The sequence below is a fragment of the Thermoplasmatales archaeon genome (genome assembly GCA_014361195.1).
Taxonomy (GTDB): domain Archaea; phylum Thermoplasmatota; class E2; order UBA202; family JdFR-43; genus JACIWB01.
Genome location: JACIWA010000009.1, coordinates 1 through 18,568, shown reverse-complemented (window position 1 = coordinate 18,568; position 18,568 = coordinate 1). Strand labels below are relative to the sequence as shown.

17 protein-coding genes and 1 tRNA gene are annotated in these 18,568 nt (G+C 34.4%); 10 read left to right on the top strand and 8 right to left on the bottom strand.

Translation table 11 applies throughout. From position 1 onward, the window contains the following. The first annotated feature begins 11 nt into the window (after nucleotides 1-11). On the top strand, nucleotides 12-839 hold the full coding sequence (locus H5T44_05610; GenBank protein ID MBC7081699.1) for an MEMO1 family protein: 828 nt from the start codon (nucleotides 12-14) through the stop codon (nucleotides 837-839). On the opposite strand, the gene H5T44_05605 is transcribed toward H5T44_05610, so the two are convergent. Beyond that, entirely contained in the window at nucleotides 829-1,188 is a 360-nt protein-coding gene (locus H5T44_05605; GenBank protein ID MBC7081698.1) for a prefoldin subunit beta, read from the bottom strand. The genes H5T44_05610 and H5T44_05605 overlap by 11 nt on opposite strands. A gap of 84 nt (nucleotides 1,189-1,272) precedes the next feature. Here H5T44_05605 and H5T44_05600 point away from each other — a divergent pair, with 84 nt between their 5' ends. From H5T44_05600 to H5T44_05590, 3 genes are read left to right on the top strand one after another with little or no spacing between them, the layout of a single operon-like run. After that, nucleotides 1,273-3,153 (top strand): PKD domain-containing protein, encoded by a 1,881-nt coding sequence (locus H5T44_05600; protein ID MBC7081697.1) that lies wholly within the window; start codon nucleotides 1,273-1,275, stop codon nucleotides 3,151-3,153. A 45-nt stretch (nucleotides 3,154-3,198) separates the two neighbouring features. After that, nucleotides 3,199-3,966, top strand: a complete 768-nt coding sequence (locus H5T44_05595; GenBank protein MBC7081696.1) for a slipin family protein — start codon at nucleotides 3,199-3,201, stop codon at nucleotides 3,964-3,966. Between the two features lies 1 nt (nucleotide 3,967). Next, nucleotides 3,968-4,315 carry a hypothetical protein gene (locus H5T44_05590; GenBank protein ID MBC7081695.1) on the top strand — a complete coding sequence of 116 codons (348 nt, stop codon included), beginning with the start codon at nucleotides 3,968-3,970 and terminating at the stop codon, nucleotides 4,313-4,315. Here the strand turns inward: H5T44_05590 and H5T44_05585 are convergent. Next, on the bottom strand, nucleotides 4,302-5,504 hold the full coding sequence (locus H5T44_05585; protein MBC7081694.1) for a histidine--tRNA ligase: 1,203 nt from the start codon (nucleotides 5,502-5,504) through the stop codon (nucleotides 4,302-4,304). The two genes, H5T44_05590 and H5T44_05585, sit on opposite strands and share 14 nt — an antisense overlap. A 51-nt stretch (nucleotides 5,505-5,555) precedes the next feature. On the opposite strand from H5T44_05585, the gene H5T44_05580 reads away from it, so the two are divergent. Then, nucleotides 5,556-7,649 (top strand): PKD domain-containing protein, encoded by a 2,094-nt coding sequence (locus H5T44_05580; protein MBC7081693.1) that lies wholly within the window; start codon nucleotides 5,556-5,558, stop codon nucleotides 7,647-7,649. A 1-nt stretch (nucleotide 7,650) separates the two neighbouring features. Beyond that, complete coding sequence (locus H5T44_05575) at nucleotides 7,651-8,451, top strand: hypothetical protein (GenBank protein MBC7081692.1); 801 nt, start codon at nucleotides 7,651-7,653, stop codon at nucleotides 8,449-8,451. On the opposite strand, the gene H5T44_05570 is transcribed toward H5T44_05575, so the two are convergent. From H5T44_05570 to H5T44_05550, 5 genes are all read right to left on the bottom strand, one after another. Then, nucleotides 8,439-9,281: a rhomboid family intramembrane serine protease gene (locus H5T44_05570; GenBank protein MBC7081691.1), complete on the bottom strand. Its 843-nt coding sequence runs from the start codon at nucleotides 9,279-9,281 to the stop codon at nucleotides 8,439-8,441. The genes H5T44_05575 and H5T44_05570 overlap by 13 nt on opposite strands. Next, the gene (locus H5T44_05565; GenBank protein MBC7081690.1) at nucleotides 9,281-11,020 is read right to left on the bottom strand and encodes a lamin tail domain-containing protein; all 1,740 of its coding nucleotides are present in this window, start codon (nucleotides 11,018-11,020) and stop codon (nucleotides 9,281-9,283) included. The genes H5T44_05570 and H5T44_05565 overlap by 1 nt, the downstream gene beginning before the upstream one ends. Then, entirely contained in the window at nucleotides 11,021-12,094 is a 1,074-nt protein-coding gene (locus tag H5T44_05560) for a hypothetical protein (GenBank protein ID MBC7081689.1), read from the bottom strand. A 53-nt stretch (nucleotides 12,095-12,147) separates the two neighbouring features. Further along, a tRNA-Arg gene (locus H5T44_05555) sits at nucleotides 12,148-12,237 on the bottom strand. A gap of 44 nt (nucleotides 12,238-12,281) precedes the next feature. Further along, nucleotides 12,282-13,250, bottom strand: coding sequence for a Dna2/Cas4 domain-containing protein (locus H5T44_05550; protein MBC7081688.1), 969 nt, complete (start codon nucleotides 13,248-13,250; stop codon nucleotides 12,282-12,284). A 607-nt stretch (nucleotides 13,251-13,857) separates the two neighbouring features. Between H5T44_05550 and H5T44_05545 the strand changes: the two genes are divergently transcribed. Genes H5T44_05545 through H5T44_05535 form a run of 3 tightly spaced genes read left to right on the top strand, consistent with a single transcriptional unit; the run spans nucleotide 13,858 to nucleotide 16,451 of the window. Beyond that, nucleotides 13,858-14,271: an archease gene (locus H5T44_05545; protein MBC7081687.1), complete on the top strand. Its 414-nt coding sequence runs from the start codon at nucleotides 13,858-13,860 to the stop codon at nucleotides 14,269-14,271. Between the two features lie 9 nt (nucleotides 14,272-14,280). Next, nucleotides 14,281-15,744: an RtcB family protein gene (locus tag H5T44_05540; GenBank protein MBC7081686.1), complete on the top strand. Its 1,464-nt coding sequence runs from the start codon at nucleotides 14,281-14,283 to the stop codon at nucleotides 15,742-15,744. Then, nucleotides 15,741-16,451, top strand: a complete 711-nt coding sequence (locus H5T44_05535; protein ID MBC7081685.1) for a DUF92 domain-containing protein — start codon at nucleotides 15,741-15,743, stop codon at nucleotides 16,449-16,451. The genes H5T44_05540 and H5T44_05535 overlap by 4 nt, the downstream gene beginning before the upstream one ends. Before the next feature lie 8 nt (nucleotides 16,452-16,459). Here the strand turns inward: H5T44_05535 and H5T44_05530 are convergent, their stop codons facing one another. Further along, nucleotides 16,460-17,617 carry a DUF362 domain-containing protein gene (locus tag H5T44_05530; protein ID MBC7081684.1) on the bottom strand — a complete coding sequence of 386 codons (1,158 nt, stop codon included), beginning with the start codon at nucleotides 17,615-17,617 and terminating at the stop codon, nucleotides 16,460-16,462. Nucleotides 17,618-17,891: 274 nt separating this feature from the next. On the opposite strand from H5T44_05530, the gene H5T44_05525 reads away from it, so the two are divergent. Then, complete coding sequence (locus H5T44_05525) at nucleotides 17,892-18,197, top strand: hypothetical protein (GenBank protein MBC7081683.1); 306 nt, start codon at nucleotides 17,892-17,894, stop codon at nucleotides 18,195-18,197. Nucleotides 18,198-18,568: the final 371 nt, after the last annotated feature.

Genomic DNA, 18,568 nt, shown 5'->3' with positions numbered 1-18,568 from the left:
CAATTATTTTTATGGAAAGAAAACCATCTGTTGCGGGCTCATTCTATGAAAAAGATAAGGATTTGCTCATCAATGAAATAAAGAATTGTTTTTTAAAAGGACCTGGGGAAATTCCTCAAGCTAAAAGGGGTAGAGGAAAAATAAAGGGTGTGGTTGTTCCCCATGCGGGCTATATTTACTCTGGATATGTTGCTGCTTATGTCTATAATGCAATTGCAAAAGATGGTTTTCCAGATAAATTTATAATAATGGGTCCAAATCATTATGGATATGGCTCACCTGTTGCAATAGCAACAAAGGGAGCATGGCTCACACCTTTAGGAAAAGTTTTTATTCATGAAAATGCCAAAAATTTGGCAAAGGGAATAATATCTGAAGATGAGATTGCCCATAAATACGAGCATTCTATAGAAGTCCAAATTCCATTTCTTCAATTTCTTGGAGAATTCAAATTCATTCCAATATGCTTTGGAATGCAGAATTATGAAACCTCAAGAGAAGTTGGGGAAATAATAAGCGAGGAAGATGCTTTAATAATTGCAAGCTCGGATTTCTCTCATGTAAGTTTCTCAAAATTTCCAAGCAAAGAGGATATAGATGAAGTGAGAAAAATAGATAAGATAGCAATAGACGAAATTCTCAGGATAGATGCGAAAAGACTAGTTGAGAAAGTTGAGGAAAATGACATAACCATGTGCGGGTATGGGGCGGTGGCGGCGATGCTCGAGGCGGTGAAAAGGAGAGGGGCGAAAAATGCGAGGTTGTTAAAATATGCGACATCATATGATGTGGAGCCGGGCACATATTGTGTTGGTTATTCTGCGATTGTTATTGAGTAGTTTTGAGGGCCTCCTGAATTTTTGATTGGAGGTCATTTATCCTTTCCCTCAGCCTGTTTTCCTGTGCTTCCATTGTCTTTTTTCTTATTTCCAGGCTCTCTTTTTCTTCCTGCAATTCCTTAATCAGCTTGCTTTTTTCAGATTTTATTATTAGATTTCCCACTCCCTTATATACATCCGCATTTTCCTCCAGCTTATTTAGCTCTTCAAGAGCATCTTCAGTATCTCTCAATCTTATCTCAACTTGCAGTTTTTGCTGTATCAAAAGCTCGATTTGCTGTTGAAGTTGCTGAAGTTGCCTTAATTGATTTTGCACCTGAGGTGGCAAATCTTCAAATTTTATTGCCATAAATTGCTATCTAATTTAGTTATTTAAATTCTTGGTTTTAAAGAATAGAGCAAAAACTTTTATAAATTAAATTGTTATTGAGTTATGAGGATGTTTGATAGGAGAAGAAATTTTTTCTTTTTGTTTGCGATAGCTCTCTCTTTAATATTTTCAATAACCTTTAGAGAAGAGAATTGCAATTGCAATTCCAATCCTGTTGCAAGCAATTTATCTTTTAAATTTCCGGTAATGCAGAATCTTAATCCTCCATATCCTTCCTTAGCTTCTCCAAAACCTTCTATAAAAGATACTCCGTCATATTTTAGCTGGCTTGACTATGAAGGAAAAGATTGGACAACACCCGCCCGCTATCAAGGAAATTGTGGGAGTTGCTGGGCCTTTGCAGCGGTTGGAGGATTAGAAGCAATAATAAATATAAGAGAAGGAATCGCTGAAATCAAGCCGGATTTATCAGAGCAGTATATCCTTTCCTGTCTTTCAAAAGCGGGGAGTTGCTATGGAGGAGATCCATATTGGGCATTTCATTATATAAGATCTACTGAAAAAGATGGCAATTATCGCAATGGGATAATAACAGAAGATTGCATGCCATACATGGCAAGCGATACATTTCCGTGTCAATCAAAATGTATTGATTGGGAAAATTATCTTGTCCCAATTTCAGATTATGGGTATTGGATACCAGATGGCTCTTCTCAAGATAGACAAAGAATAAAATCCCAAATAATGGATAAGGGACCTGTAGTTACTTATATGATGGCAACAGATGAATTCATGGAATGGGGCTTAAAAAATCATAACTCAACTGATTATTTCCCATATCGTCCAGCAAGGAGTATTAATCATTGCGTTACAATAGTTGGTTGGAAAGACGATACAAACATACCCAGAGGAGGATACTGGATATGTAAAAACAGCTGGGGAAGCTACTGGGGGTATAAGGGTTTCTTTAATATAGAATATGGAAGCCTTCTCATCGATAATTTCTCCATTGTATGGGTTGAATATGATAAAAATGCATATGACTGGCCTCCTGTTGCAGATGCGGGCGGGCCGTATGTAGCGAAGGTAGGGGAAGAAATTGTCTTTGATGGAAGCAAAAGCAGAGATGACAGTGATGAAATAAATTCATGGAACTGGAATTTTGGAGATGGCTCAACAAGTAAAGAAAAAATTGCAAGGCACACATATAGCGAGAGAGGGATATATGATATAATTTTGAGAGTTATGGCGGATGAAAAAGAAGGCATAGATAAAACATCTGCATTGATTGATGTTTGGAAAAAGGGAGATAGTTGGACTTTTAATGTTAAAAAAATTGAAGTTGAGACTTCATCTTTGAAATTTTATGGGAGAATCGATGACTTAAAAGCGGAAGTTATTGATGATAGCGAAGATTATATGGTAAAAATTGATGGTAAGATATATGGAAATTTCTCTTATTCTTCTCAGCCCAAGTTACAAATAAGTGGAAGATTTTTGTTTAATAGAATAAATGGAAAGATATATTTGGAGAAGGATTTCTCAATTGAAAAAATTTATTTTATGTTAAGAGGTGTTGCGCTGACGAAGATAGGAGATTTTCCATTTCCTATGCCATTGCCATTTAAAGGAGAGATAAAAATAGATTTTAGTAGCCCTTATTCTATATTTGACTTCCCAATCGAGCAGAAAAAATGGATTTTAAATGTTACAAATCTTAATATAGATGCATATGCATCTGCATTATTCGGAATAATAAACTATCCTATTAAATATACCATTTCACTTGGCTCGATGGAAATAGATTGTTCTGGAAAAGAAACTGTGCAAACAGAAGCAGGGATATTCAGCGCTTATAAAATCTCGATTTATGATATAGTAAAAATTTATTATTCTCCAGAGATAGCGAACCTTGTAAAGGGAAATGTTAATTTTGAGGGTATAAATATTGAAGCAGAATTAAAAGAAGTGAATTATAAATGAAGTGGAAATCCAATAATATTATATTCCAATTTGTATTATTCAGCTATGGGATCAATGGAAATATTTCTGCTGTTTCTGCTTTTGGTTATAATAATCTCAATTATCGCATCTTCCATAAGAGTTTTATCTGAATATGAAAGAATTGTTGTCTTCAGGCTCGGGCGCCTGCTGGGAATGAAGGGGCCGGGGCTTGTTTTTATTATTCCAATAATCGATAGGCCCGTTAAAATAGATTTGAGGGTTAGGGTTGCGGATGTGCCAAAGCAGAGAATAATTACAAGAGATAATGTTTCTGTTGATGTTGATGCGGTCGTTTATTTCAGAGTTTTTGATGCAAATAAGGCGGTTACTCAGGTTCAGAATTATATGCTCGCTACCGGCTTGCTTGCTCAAACAACTTTAAGGGATGTTATTGGCCAGGTAGAGCTCGACGAATTGCTTTCAAAGAGAGACGAACTTAACAAAAGGCTACAGGAAACAATAGACCAGGCAACAGACCCATGGGGAATAAAAGTCACCGCGGTAACAATAAAAGATGTCGTCCTGTCTGAAGGAATGCAGCGCGCCCTCGCAAAGCAAGCAGAAGCAGAAAGAGAGAAGAGAAGCAGGATAATAATGGCTGAAGGAGAATATCTTGCTTCAGAAAAGATGGCTCAGGCTGCAAAATTATATGATAAATCTCCTTCCGCAATGAGGTTAAGAGAACTGCAAACTTTATCTGAAATTGCAAGGGAAAAAAATTTAATAGTTGTAACTGGCGCAACGGAAATTGGGAAAATGGTTGGGATTGCAAAAGGGATAAAGAAAGATTAGGATGAATAAAATTGCGGTATTAATTTTGCTCGCTATAATTTTAATAATTCTCACAGGTTTTTATTCCACCGCTTCAATTGCAATATCATTGGCAATAATTATCTTTATTTTCTCTTTTCTATTATTTATTCTTTACAAAATATTAAAAATATGGAAGAAAAAGCCTGAAATAGGAACACTTATAGGAGAGGAATGTGAGGCATATGAAGATATAAAAGCGGGTAAAACAGGAAGTATTTTGTTCAGAGGAGAGCTATGGAATGCGATCGCGCAGGAAGATATTAAAAAAGGAGAAAAGCTTGTTATTGTTGGAAAAGATTATTGGCGCCTTATAGTTAAGAGGAAATAAGATAATTTTCAATTTCATCAATTCTTACTTCTTCCTGCTCACTTTTTTCAAGGTTTTTAATCAAAACCGCCCCTTTTTTCCATTCATCTGGAGCAACAATAATTACCTTTTTTATTCCCTTTTTATCCGCAAATTCCATAGATTTTGAAATATTTCTTCTCATTATTTCCGCCTCTACCTTAAATCCTTCCTTCCTTAATTTATTTGCAAGCTTTAAAGCTTCTTTAAGCATATTTCCTATATATGTTACATAAAATTTTTTCTCATTTTCCTCAAATTTAAAACCTTCTCTTTCAAGAGCGATCAAAACTCTATCAAAACCAATAGCAAAACCACTTGTTGAAATCTTCTTACCACCAAGAATTGGAACTAAATTATATTCTCCTCCTCCACATATCTGCTTTTCTGCGCCGAGTGCTGGGGCGTCAATTTCAAAAACAATCCCTATATAGTATTCCAGCCCTCTTGCTATTGACAAATCTAAAGTATAAGGAATGCCATATATATCCAAGCATTCAAATATTTCCTTCATTCTTTTTGCTTCATCAAACTTCAATTCATTCAAATCTTTTGTTTCTATAAAATCCATGAATTTATCAAAATCCTTTATTTTTCCCTTCAACGCCTCAAAATCTCTTTTATCTATAAGCCTCATTACATCTGGAAAATTCCCTCCTATCCCATCTAGAAATCTTCTCAAAATATCAAGATTCCCTATCCTCAATAAAATTTTCCTCAGGCCCACTTCCCTTAAAGAATTATATGCAAGGGATATAAGCTCCGCAATTGCCTCAGGTGTGTCACTTCCTATTAGCTCGCAACCAAACTGCCAGAATTCTCTATACCTACCATGCTGTGGCCTATCATATCTAAAGCAATTTCCAAAATAATGAAACTTGATCGGCTTCATTTCCATCTGGTATTTTTCCACATACATTCTCATAACCGGCGCGGTCAGCTCGGGGCGCAACGCAAGCCTCCTGCCCGCCTTGTCCTCGAAAGCATAAGTTTCCTCTATTATTCCTTCCCCTGACTTTAAAGTGAAAAGTTCGAGGTGCTCTATTGTTGGGGTCATTACCTCTTCATATCCATATCTTTCGAATATATCCCTGAGCTTTCTCTCAATCAGCCTTCTTTTTTTCATTTCTTCAGGGTTAAAATCTCTCGTGCCACGGGGTCTTTCAATCATGAAAATAAATGAATTAGTTATATTTAAATTTGAGATATTATTTACAACATAATGAAGAAAAAAGCAATAATAATAGCCCTTCTGCTTTTCATGCCAACTATGATTTCAGCAAAAGATGAAATTTCTGTAAAATATTCTTTTAAAGAGCCTTTGATAAAAAAATTAAATTCATATGATGAGGTTTATTTAGAAAAATCATCAATTTATGGAAATGCAGGGGAGCCGGGTTTGCCCTCTTATCCTTCCTATATTCTCCTTCCTCAGGGCAAAAGCGTTAAAAAAATAAGGGCAAATGTGGGAGAAAAAATTTCTCTTGGAAAAGGTTATAATTTGATGCCGATTGAAAAGCCAATTCCATTTTCTTCATTGCCCGCGGGTTTGCCATCAAAAAATTTCAATTTTTCAGTATATCCAGGAAAAATTTTCACTGAGATAGGAATATATTCTTTCAGAGGATATAACATTCTTGTGCTTGCCCTTCATCCAGTGCAATATGTTCCTTCTTCTGGAGAAATTTTCTATTATAAGGAGATAGAAATTGAAATTGAGCTTTCTAAAGGAAAAGTCAGCCCTCTTTTCAGGGGAATTGGAAAAGATAGGAAAGAAGTTATAAAGAAAGTTGATAATCCTGAAATAGCCAATACATATAAATTAAAAAATTTAGATCAATCCTATGAGCTTTTAATCATTACAAACAAAAAACTCAAAGGCATTTTTAATGAACTTAAAGATTATAAGGAAAGCAGGGGAATAAAAACAATTGTTGAAGAGATAGAAAATATTGGCAATGATTCGGATAGATTGAGAGATTACATAAGAGAAGTTTATCTTAACTATGGGATTGATTATGTTTTACTAGGGGGAGATATAGATATTATTCCAGCGAAGATGTTATGGGTTTATGGGCTGGATGAAGAGGTTGACCCATATGAAACTTTTATGCCATCTGATTTATATTATGCCTGCCTTGATGGAACATTCAATTATGATAATGATGATAAATGGGGTGAGCCCACAGATGGAGAAAATGGAAAGGATGTTGATTTAATTGCTGAGGTATATGTTGGAAGAGCATGTGTAGATAGCTTGCAGGAAGCAAAAAATTTTGTTAAAAAAACAATAGAATATGATAAAGCAGGAATTAGTGATCCATACTTAAATGAAATATGCCTCGCTGGCGAGTATCTTGGAGATTATGGAATAGCAAGTTATGGAGGAAATTATTTGGATCAACTAATAGGAGAGTGTAAAGATGATGGTTACTCAACCCATGGATTTCCATCCAATTATAACATCACAAAATTGTATGATAGCGAAGATTATTATTGGAATAGAGAAGATATAATAAATGTTATAAATAAGGGACCACATATGATACATCATCTGGGTCATTCAAGTGTTGAATACAATATGCGCCTCATGCCTCAAGATGTTGAGGGGCTAGAAAATGAAAAATATTGTTTCATTTACTCTCAGGGTTGCTATGCGGGAGCATTTGATTACAGTGACTGCATGGCGGAATATTTCACAAAAAGTAAAAATGGGGCATTTGCATGCATAATGAATGCAAGATATGGATTTTTCTGGTCATATCGGACAGATGGAGATTCGCAGAGATACCATCGCGAGTTTGTTGACGCAATTTTCGGAGAAAAGATATTCAGCATAGGGAAAGCCAATCAAGATTCAAAAGAAGATAATCTATACCTGATAAAAAGGTCGATGATGAGATGGTGCTATTATCAGCTTAATCTTTTCGGAGACCCTTCCCTTATTTTCCATATAAATAGCCCGCCTGAAAAGCCCGCAAAACCAGCTGGCTCACCAAAAGGAAGAGTTGGCCATGAATATTCCTTCTCAACATATGCAATTGATGCGGAAGGAGATGAAATATACTATAAATGGGATTGGGGAGATGGAAATATAAGCGATTGGATGGGGCCATTTAAAGCGAATGAAAGCATAAATGCAACTCATTCATGGGGGAAAAGAGGGGTTTATAATGTAAGAGTTTTAGCAAAAGATGAATATGGAGGAATAAGTGAATGGAGCGAGCAAGCGAGCATTGCAATACCATGTAATAAAACAATATTTTCAAGGATATTAGAAGCAATTTTTAAGTTAATGGATTTTAGAATGAAGTAAGATGAAGAGATATTTTCCATATGTAGTCATTGTTTTTGCCTTCATAGTATCTCAACTCCTTGCATGCCTTGTAGCAAATTCATTTCATGAAGAAGGTTATAAAGTAGAGAATCCTGAGAATCCATCAAATATTTTTATAATGCTTTCTTCCATCCTTATATTTACTTCCATAATCCTTTTGATTTCAAAATACAGGGAGAAAATTGTAAAATATATTTTCTTTCTTTTCTTTTTCATCGCTTCCATATCTATATTCGATGCTTTCTTTCATTTTATAAACAGAAATTATTCCTATCTTTTAGCAATCATTTTTTCGCTCATTATGATTATTCTGATAATAAAATATCCAAAATGGTATCTCGTCAATATATTCGGCATTTTCCTTGCATCCGGCATAATAGCAATATTTTCATCACTTCCAATAGCTTATGTAATAATTATCCTCATAGCTCTAGCCATATATGATTTCATATCTGTTTATAAAACAAAGCATATGATTAAGCTTGCAAAAAGTGCCTTATCAACAAATTTGCCTTTGCTTTTGATATTCCCAAAAAGATTAAGAAGAAAACACGGAAAAAGAGATGCAATGTATATGGGGTTGGGAGATATTGTAATTCCCGGAATGCTAATAACCGCCTCATATATCAATCATGGCCTCATTGCCCTTATTTTTACCCTATGCGGTGCAGTTGCTGGCCTAATCTTGCTCCTTCTTTTGGTTTCTCGCGCCCCCCAGCCCGGCCTGCCGTTTCTGAATTCAGGAGCAATCATTGGATATGCTGTTTTTTATTTTCTGTAACCGCATTTCTTACACTTTATACCTCCATTTATTTCAATTTCTCCACCGCATTCAGGACATCTTATTTCCTTTAAGAGATATTTTATCCATGCTTCCCTGATTTCCTTTTCTTTTGCTTCTTTTGCTCTCTCAAAAATTTTTCTCTGCCTCTCATTTTGAAGCAATCCTTCAAGCTTATCTATATTAAAACTTCTTTCAAAAACAAATTTTTTCCTTAAAAATGGAGCGAACAAAACCCCGGCAACAAATCCTCCTATATGAGCGGAGTGGGCAATTCCATCTGTAATCCCAGCAAATGTATAGAGCGTTTCTATTGATGCATAAATAATAGCGAAAAGCAGAACGGGCATCCCAACAAAAATAAATGGCATCGGCACAACAATTCTTTTCATCGGATAAAGGGCGGCAAAAGCCCCCAGCAGGCCAAATATGGCACCAGATGCCCCTATTAAATAGTGATTTCCAAAGCTAAAAACAGAGAAAGCAATTGATGAAAAAAATCCGCATAAAAAATAAACTAAAAAGAATTTTTTCTGCCCTATTTCATTTTCAAAAGGATAGCCTATAAAGAATAAGCCAATCATATTTGATATCAAATGGTAAAAATCGCCATGAATAAAAAGTGAGGTAAAAATTGTATAGATTCTTGAAAAATCTCTGAGGTAATAGGGAGTGAAGGCAAATTCTTCAACCAATTGTCTGTAAAATATCGTAATTATGAAAATTATGATATTTAATAGAATTAAAATAAGTGATATTGGAATTCTTTTTATAAAACCATAAATCAATGGAATGATAATTATCAATAAAAAGAGGATTTCAACTGCCATTATCTCCTCCAATAAAGGTATAACAAAATAAATGTCCCAATGAATAGGGAAGGAATTATTATTAATTTGTAATCCTTTTCTTCCTTTTCCTCTATCTTAAAGTTCCAGTCATACCAGAAAATTTCCTCAAAATATTTGGCAATTTCCTCGCTCTCAATTATTATCCCAACTTCTCTATTACTCCTAAAAGAATTTTCACCCCAATTTATAGAAGAAATTAGCACTTTATCATCAACAATCATGCCCTTATTATGAATTGGCAAAAAATCAGAGAGTTTTACTTCAATATTTTTTAAAAAATTTTTTGTTTCCTCATTTTTTATTTTTGTTTCTTCGTAGTAATAATGATCAAGTATTATCCTTACTTCAACACCACTTTCATTTTTTTCAATAAATTTCTTCAATAAAGGATTTAAATCATTTCCCCAATCTTTATATATATAATTCTGCTCAACAAAAATTCTATTTTTTGCTGAATCTATCAACTTAATTATCTCTTCTTCCGCATTATCTGGACAGAGAATAACTGTATAGTTAAAAGAAGAATTAATAACCAAAGGATTGAATTTTGGAATATAATCTCCTTTTGGTATAAAATAGCTTATTGAATAATCATTGGGAGGCTTACCATGGGTAAAGCTATTTTCATCAAATTCTATGCTGTCCTGCATTGAAGGGTTCCAGTCATATTCAAAAACAATTGAAAGAAAGCTTGCAATTTTTTCATCATAAATTATTATTCCCCATTCTCTATTGCCATAAGAGGAGTTGATGGGTATGCCACTCTTGCCCCAGTTCGCGGATGTTATTATAACCTTAGAATCATCTATTATTGCATATTTTGCATGGTTATATTTATACCTTTTATATATTCCCTCTTTTTCATTTCCTCTCATATATCTTACAAGCCCGCTATTGTTTAAATTATATGCAATATATCTCTCCTCCATCGGTATTCCTCCTACCGTATTGCCGTCTAAAAGTAGCTTTATACTTGCTCCAGATTTTTCAATTAAATCTGCAATAAATGGATTTGTAAACAGATATAAGTTAATCTTCATTTCACTTGCATTTCTTATTTCTTTTTCAATCACACTGTAGGAGCAATCTGGAGAACAAAAAATTATTGCTTTATTTGCAGATCCTACAAATGGGGGAAAATCAGATTGCCCGATTATGTAAGTCCTATTATATTCCCAATCCAAACTTGTATTTGTATCAATATTATCTTTTCTCCGTAATACAACCCCTTCTTTTACCTCATCTATGCTTTTCCCTTCCCATCCTTCATCAAAATATGCATTTCCATAAACAACTACATCAACCGTATTATTTAATTTATCCTTTAAACATATCACCCCTCCACTATTTGAAAGAACAAAGTTTCCCGATTTTTTTAAATCGGGCAAGTAAGAACAATCATTCCATTCAAAATTTGCCTCAAAGCAGGTTTCCATTTTAAAAGATGTTCCATTCTGAGTAAGATAAATTTTCTCTCCTTTTCCTATAACTATATCTGGAAGTAATATTTTTCTCTGCTCACTAAAATCTTTTGACGGATCAATAGTTATATACCATCCTTCAAGAGATGTATCTTCTCCTGTGTTTATTATGCATATATATTCATTATTCCTGTTCGGGCGTGCATAATAATAAACTTCTTTTATCAGTATATTACCATTTGCTAAAAAAGTAATATTGCAAATAAGAAGCAAAATGAAAATAGCGGAGAATTTCATCTAAATCACAAAAACATCTATTACACTTTTTGATACATTTTCACCCTTATATGCAAAAGCTTCTACTGTATGCGATCCGATTTTTTCATCCAATTTGAAAGAAAAGGGTGGATCATTGTCAACTTCTTTCAAAACCCCGTCAACGTAAAATTCTACTTTTTCCGCATTTGTTACATTTGTCTCTACATTTGCAAACCCAATGATCCTTGGGATACCAACCTGAATAAATATCCTCCAGAAAATTGACGGAATTTCACTTCCAAATATATAGGTATGATATCTTCTTGGCTTTTCAATATAAATTTTTGGTACATCAGGCATAAAATTTCCATAAACCTCCTCTAAATATAGTATTCCACTGCCTCCATAACAATTTTTGATAAACAAATTTGCATCATAGGATATTTTTACCCATCCTTCCTCTCCCCATTTATTACCCCAGCTATTTTTGCATAGCCAGTAACGCTCACTGTCATCATATCCAACCAATGTTATAAGATGCCCTCCTCTTAATCTACCCCATCTATGTTTATATATCCCTCCTTTATAATGCATGAAATCTTCCCATACATATATGCATACAACTAATGGACCATGCTCTATAAGTGCTTTTTTTATACTTTCCATATCATTATTTACCCATCCCCATCCCTCTATCTTAACTGTTCTATTTTCCCATCCTGGAAGAGGATCGCAGGTTGAGTCCTTTTTTCTATGAGGGTCTGGAAAACAACCTTCATCTGGCACTCCATAATTAACTACATAGTTCGCTGCATTGGTAACATTTACACCCCATTCACAAGTTCCTCCGCTACAGAAAAATAGATGTGCCTCAGATAAATCACACCCAAAAGGGTAACCAACTTTATACTGCACCATTGTTTCAAGAGATGCAACAATTGCATATGCCTCGCAACTCGGGCATGGCTCTTGATTTTTCACTGGAGTCGTAAAATCCACACCATTTATATCCCTCCAGCTAAATCTTTCTGGAAGATAATGGCTCGCGCTAAAATCATGTGAAAAAAATGTTATAAGTGTTGTTAAAGCGACCAGCAAAGCTATCCATTTCATGCAATTGAAAAACAATAAAGAATTTAATTTTTGCCATTTAAATAGAACTGGAGCGGGCGTGGCGGGATTTTCAGCTTGCGCTTTTGAACCCGCGGCTTGCAGCTTAGGAGGCTGCCGCCCTATCCTAGCTAGGCCACACGCCCATTTATAAATTGGATTTTGTATATATTTTTAATCGAGTTTTTGGTTAATCGAGTTTTTCTGGGCACCACTCTCTTCGCAAGCAGTTTGAGCATTTTATTTTTTTGTTATGGTTTCTGTGAGCTTCATTCCTTTCAATGTCTCTTTTCATTGCATTTACATAATCGATTACTCTATTTTTCCATCTTTCTTCATAGGGTATTTTAAATTCCTTTCCAGTGTAGCGAAGAATGCCATAAGGAGTTTTTCCATAATTTTCTTCAACAATAATGCAGTATGCCATCAATTGTATTACATGATGGAGAAGAGGGTAATTTAATATGCAGGATTTTTCTTCAATAGGTATATAATCATCATCTATTTTTATTATGTAGTCAGGTGTTCCCCTTATTCCATAATTTTTTGAAATTAATTCCTCAGATGGCTTATCTTTCCCAACATATACAATTTCTCCCTTTAATGGCATATACTTTATTTTCTTTTCAATAATTTTTTCAGAAAAAGCTAATGTTCTATAAAAGAATATATTCGCAGAAATTATCCAGAAAAGAGCTAATATTTCTAAAAATCTGCTAAAATTTTCATTTTTTGGGAAGAAAAAAAATATGGCAAATAATGCAACAATTATTGCTATTATTGAAGATATTAGAACTATTTTTTCATAATAAGGCCTTATTGCATCTATTGTTTTGAGGGATTTATAAAAAAATAAGGAAGAGTTAAAAAGCCATAGCAAGGAAATTATCAGGAAAAGATACAGCCATACCATTTCAAGTTTTGAATATAAAAATATTATCCCAAGAATTGCAACTATTGAAGCGGATACTGAAAAAAATGTTGTAATAAGATTATATAACTTTATTTTTTCCTCTTTTTCCTTTATCTCCAAAATCTCGTTCTTTATTTCTTTATCTCTTCTTACTCCTTCAGCAGAGGTTGTCTTATGCTCCCTGCTCAGCCACCAGGAAAGAGGGCAATAGGCATATTTTTCTAAATCCCCAGCAGATACAAACATTCAATAGGAAAATTTAAATTAAATATAAAATTTTGGTAGGAAAATCTCCCAACTTTAGCATTGCAAGATGCGATGCCACTCTATTTCATAAAAAGGGAATTGCTGGATAAACTTTCATGACTCCTTATCCATTAGAAAACATAAAGGAAAAACTGAAGTATTGAATGTTTTATTTTTCATCTCTTACTTGGAAAATAGTTATCAAAAACTCTTGTTCTATCTTTTATTGTTTCAATTATTCTTTCCACATAATTTCTTATACCTCCTGAAAGAATCTTATGCTGAATTCAATATATTCTCAGTATCAAATATTATCACTTCATCTGTTAGGGCAATAGATGGCAATTTTTATTGTTTCGCATAGCAAACAGGCTGTTTTAATTATGCTATATCTTATCATAAAAACAATCTTTCTGTGTCAATTTCGTCTGCAATTCAATCTTTTAACGATATTTTCTTTCAGTAATTATTTATCGCACAAAAAATCCGAAAAATTTAAAAAACAAATGCTATATTAGATATGAGGGGAAGGGTTAAGATTAAAGCCTCCACACTCCTTTTAAATCTTTTTTACCTTCCCCCAAGATTTTTATAATACTTCTATCTTATTAATGTGTATAAAATAATTGATCATACCGCAGACATTGGAATAGAGGCATATGGAAAAACTCTTGAAGAAGCATTTGAAAATACCGCAAAGGGAATGTTTTCAATAATAACAAATGGAGAGAAAATTGAGGGAAAAATAGAGAAAAAAATAGAAATAAATCGCGAAGGAGACGATGAAATGCTTCTAGTTGATTGGCTTTCAGAACTCATTTATTTGCATGATGTTGAAAAACTTGTCTTTGGAGATTTCAAGGTAAAGATAAATGATAAATTGGAAGCGATTGCATATGGAGAAAAATATGATAGATCAAAGCATGGTTATGGAATAGAGATAAAAGCGGTAACATATCATATGCTGGAGATAAAAAGAAATAAAAAAGGTTTTGTTATTAGGGTATTGTTTGATATTTAGGGTGAGAAAATGTGGAACGGACCATTAAATAAAATAGACGATTATAGATATGAAATACCGAAAAGCTATAAGGGAATAGATGGAAAACTCAATATGAAAGTTCCAGGAATGATTTATGCATTGCCTGAAATGCTTCCTTCTATAAGAAAGGATAATGCCCCGGAGCAAACCGCAAATGTTGCAACACTCCCAGGAATAGTTGGCAAATCTCTTGCAATGCCAGATATACATTGGGGCTACGGCTTTCCGATAGGAGGGGTGGCAGCTACAGAATATGAAGAAGGAGTGATATCTCCTGGAGGGGTAGGATTTGATATAAATTGTGGTGTAAGGTTGGTGAGGACAGATATCAAAGTTGAGCGGATAAACAAAAATATAATAAGAGAGCTGACAGATGAGCTATTCAAAAATATTCCTTCTGGAGTAGGGAGTGAGGCAAAAGTAAAGCTTAATAGATCACAGCTTGATGATGTTTTACAAATGGGGGCAAAATGGGCGGTTGAAAATGGTTATGGATGGGAAGAGGATTTGGAATATTTAGAAGAGAATGGCTGCATGGAAGAAGCAAGCTCTGATGCGGTTTCAGATAAAGCAAAGGAAAGAGGGATGAGTCAGGTTGGTTCCCTTGGAGCAGGAAATCATTTCTTAGAAATTCAAAAAGTTGAAGATATATTTGATGAAAATGCAGCAAAAATTTATGGAATTGAGAAAAATCAAATTGTTGTAATGATTCATACTGGCTCAAGAGGTTGTGGCCATCAGATATGCACTGATTACCTTCATGTGCTCGAACAGGCGGTAAGGAAATATAAAATAGAGTTGCCAGACCGCCAGCTCGCCTGCGCCCCTCTAAAAAGCAGGGAAGGAGAGCAATATTTTAAAGCCATGGCCTGCGCTGCAAATTTTGCATGGGCAAACAGGCAGATGATTGTGCACTGGGTTCGCCAATCTTTTGAAAAAGTATTCAAGGAAGATGCGGGAGATTTAGGGATGAAAATAGTTTATGATGTTTGCCATAATATAGCAAAAATTGAAGAGCATGAAGTGGATGGAAAGAAAATGAGAGTATGTGTTCATAGGAAAGGTGCAACTCGCTCATTTGGGCCAGATAGTCCAGATATACCTACAAAATATCAAAGCATTGGGCAACCAGTTTTGATTCCAGGAGATATGGGAAGCGAGAGCTACTTGCTTAAAGGGACAAAAAAAGCGGAAGAGGCATTTGGCTCAACATGCCATGGAGCGGGCAGGGTTATGTCAAGAGAAGAGGCAAAGAGGAGATGGCGTGGCACTGAAATTGCAAAAATGCTGGAAGAAAAGGGAATATATGCTCATCCCGCAAGCATGGTTGTGATGGCAGAAGAAAGCCCAGACGCATATAAAGATGTAAGCATGGTTGTAAATGCCACCCATGGAGCAGGGCTATCATTAAAAGTTGCAAGAATGGTTCCATTGGGCGTAGTGAAAGGATGATTTTTTTAAAAATCTTAATATGCTTAATATTTGGCATTCTTTCATTTTACTTAAGAGTTCTTGATTTAACAGGAGCAATTTCTGCGATCGGAATAGGTTTAACAATAGTACTTACACAAGGATTTGGCTGGTTTTTTCTCCTTTTCATTTTTCTTGTAGCGGGAGCATTCGTAACTCGCTATGGACATGACTTTAAAAAGAGAAGATTGCTTGAGAGAAAATCTAGAAAAGCTTCAAATGTAATTGCGAATGGAATAATACCCGCATTTATAGCATTATCTTCCTTTTACTTAAAAAGTGATCTTTCAATTCCTTTTGTTGCTTCAATATCAGTTGCCCTTTCAGATACAATGGCTTCAGAAATAGGGGTTTTTTCAGATAAAGCATATATGATAACAAATTTCAAAAAAGTTTCACCTGGAACAAATGGAGCTATCTCTTTTTTAGGAGAAATTGCTTGTATCATTGGGGCTTTAATTATTTCAATTTCCGCTTACTTTCTTGTTAAAATAAATATATATCAGGTTTTTCTATGCGTTTTACTAGGATTTCTTGGATGCCATATTGATTCATTCCTTGGGGCAACATTTCAGGGAAAAGGAAAAGGCGCAATAAATTCATCAGATGCAATATTAAATAACAGCGATGTAAATTTGATATCAATCTCCATTGTTGCCCTTATTGCATTTGTAATAACTATTTTGTAGATTTGGAACTATTGCTTTCTTAAAGATTTTAAGGCAAATTTTGAAATCTCTCTCACCCCTTCTATAATAGAAATTTTTTCTAGTTTTATTGCATTAAACGGACATGCTTCCATACATATCATGCAGGCAACACATTTATCATGATTTATCTTAAAATTCTCTATTGCTTTTTGATGGCATATCTCATAGCACCTTCCGCATTTTCTGCAATCATGGCTTATAAATGGCTTTGTTCTCATCAATTCCGCTATAACTCTATAACCCTCTTCCCCGAGCTTTCCTTTTAACTTAGAAGCAAATACCATTCCAAAATCAAATACCCAGTATTTTACCCTATTACTTTTTACAGGATTTTCAAACTTCTCTCTTACATCTTTTATTTTTTCTCCTTTAAGCTCAACATCTTTAATTTTTCCAAGCCCCTTTTCTTCTCCTCTCTTTATATGATATACGCTATACGGATTTATCTCCATAATTTTGCACGCGGTAGCATCCGCAGAAACCACATCCCTGCTTGCAACAACCAAATCCATCTTTTTCACATTGCCTGCAACGGGGCCCTCGCCGTCTTGCGCATAACTTGCGTCTATTACCGTAAGATAAGGCTTGAAGGCGATGTTTATATCCACTATCCCAATATGGAGCATTTTAATTCCTTTCCTATGCAATCTTATTTTTTCATTTCCATATTGCAAGCCCTTCATATTTTTCATCCCGAGAGTTACTCCTGTAAGGACATGTGTTTTCATTACTGGAGCAGAAATTATCTTATCAAATTCAAAAATTTCCTTGGCAACAACAATTTCCTTCAAAAATTCTCCATTTATTTTAACCCTTACTGGCTCGCATCTATTGAAATCAATGAACTTAACTTTTTTCCTTTCACATACTTCTTTTAAACCACTTTTTTCATAAGCTTTTAATGTATCGCATCCAACCATTGAGCTTTCTCCAACAAAAGCTTCTCCATTAAAATTCCTTATAGCATCAATAAGAGCATCTATTACCTGTGGATTTGTGCATGCCCTTCTTTGAATTGGGACATCAAGTGTAAGATTTGGCTTTATAAGTACCTTGCCTTTCAAATCATATTCTAAATAGTCAAGAGCTCTAAAAGTTGCTTCATATATGTTTTCATTTCTTACAATTGCAACTTTGCTTTTCAACAATTGGAATGACTTTCATGTTTTTAATTATATTGGGGGTTAAATATAAAAAAAAATTTTAAGTCTGCTTAAAAAGCAAAAGTCAAATCAATTTTGAGAATCAATTAAGATGCTGTGTCCATAAATATTAAAATAGCCTAAACCTATTTACTCTTGGGATGGGTTACGAAAAGACAAAGATGGGTAAAAAATATGTCGATAAAAGAGATTGGGTATATAAGTAAAAACTTATGGCTCATGGAGAAGCGTATATTTCTCTAGATTTTATTAACTCTTGGACAAAGAGTTAGAAAAATTAAACAAAAACAAGGTTGGTGCACTTCATTATCCGGGCTCTCTAATAATATTTTTGGCATATCTCCATACCCTCCTAAGTAGAGATTATAGGGGTCTGGAAGGATTTTTAAGAGGGCTATCTAAGTTAGTGAGTTTAGGTGCCAGACTATTCTACGATTTGAAGCAAACTCCAAATAAGAAACACCTTAACCCAATACGAGGAAAAAGAAGAGGTGAGTGGATGCGACATAAATGGAAAGTTCATAATTTTCAAAAAATTGAAGGCGTTGTATGGCAGGAATAAAAATCAGAAGAGATGCAGGTGCTACATTTAAAACTAAAAAGTACGCATGTGAGTTCCGTAAACTAGTTATGATTATGGTAAGAGATGGTATGCTGAGAGCATTTTCTCTGAGTCAAACGTAAATTTGGAGAATATGCACCTGCTAGAAAACATGTTCCATGAAGTATCCTATAATGCCTTGATAGATTATGATATAACTAATGGAATGCTATGGGCAGATCCAAGAAAATCTAAAAAATGAAAGAATAGAAATTGGTTAATTATGCAACAAAGCATAAAAATGGTTATCTTTTTATATTAGAAGAGCTAATCTGTTTTTCCCTTACTAATTAAAAATTTAGGTAAGCCGAAATATTTTTTAAATATTCATA